1 protein-coding gene is annotated in these 1,173 nt (G+C 54.6%); it reads right to left on the bottom strand.

From position 1 onward, the window contains the following. Positions 1-380: 380 nt before the first annotated feature. Positions 381-1,173, bottom strand: a 793-nt coding sequence (locus LIG30_RS24710; RefSeq protein WP_235510115.1) for a hypothetical protein, incomplete at its 5' end; no start/stop codon positions are given.

Raw genomic sequence — 1,173 nt, 5'->3', positions numbered from 1 at the left:
TGGCGCGCGCGGCCGCAGCGGCATCGACCGGCGTCGGCGCGTGTTGCTGCGCGTGCGCCACAAGCGAAATCAGGGCGAACGGAAGTGCCGACAGGTTCCGATTCATGCCTTGGACTTTCATTTGAACCACGGGCCGAATTTCTCCGGCTCGTCGCTTAGCATCCCGGCCTTGCGTAAACATTTTGGCAACAATCGAATGTGTATAGCAAAGAGAGCTATAAAGGACGGAACGCCCACCCATAGCAGACCAGAATTCGCATCAAGGCTTAATATTTTTCTACATACCCCGATCGCAACGACGGAATACAAACCCGAGCTCGCCACAGACATCAGACAAACCACGAACCAAATTTGCGTCGCAGCATAGAGCCTCTTCCAGTTCATTTTTCATCTCCACCGTTGCGAATGGCGTTAATAAATGTCATACCCTTGGAGCCGACACCGTACAGCAGAATACCTTGCGTCGCACCATATGGAAGAGCCTGATTCGAAAATGGAATCAGTGTCTTATTGTTAATGCGCGGCACAGTTACACCAAATATAGAACCAGGGCGATTCAATCCGTCTAACGAACCCATTTTTAGTGGAACTGGTGCTTTTAGCGCGAGAATAGAAAACGCAAAATTTGAACCGTCGTATGCGACATCCCCCCACCCAGCCGGCAATATCTGATTGAACCCATATCGCAACGGATTCCCCCCCGGAGAATTGATTCCGCTGTAACGGTTATACAGTCCATCCACTCCTTCAGCCACGCCGCTTAGACCAAAGACCACCATCCCACCACCGCCGAGAGCGCAGCCTGCGCCTGTTGTCGCACAAATGGCCGCCCCCGCCTTTGCCGTTACCCCACCTAGCACCACCTTTGCCGCATCCTTCGCCACCCCGACTGGATCGTTCTTCAACGCATCGCCAACCTTCTGCCACGGCGCGTATTCGAACAAGCCCGCTTCCTGCTGTTGGTTCACCCAATTCAGTTCCGGCCCCAGCGACGCAGCCTCGATCTCACTCACAAAGTTCTTGTTTCGTGCATCACTCCCCTCGGCATATTCCGCCCAGCACTTGACGGCATAACACCCAGCGCGCGTCAGCCGCTTCTCCGCATCCTCGTCACCGTTAGCCTTTTTCCGAATCGCGGCCTTCTCGTCGTCGTGCAACTGCCGGTTGAACCGG

The sequence above is a fragment of the Burkholderia sp. lig30 genome (assembly GCF_000687455.2).
Classification (GTDB): Bacteria; Pseudomonadota; Gammaproteobacteria; order Burkholderiales; family Burkholderiaceae; genus Burkholderia.
The sequence above is the reverse complement of the archived record's forward strand: the minus strand, read 5'-3'. Positions and strand labels throughout refer to the sequence as shown.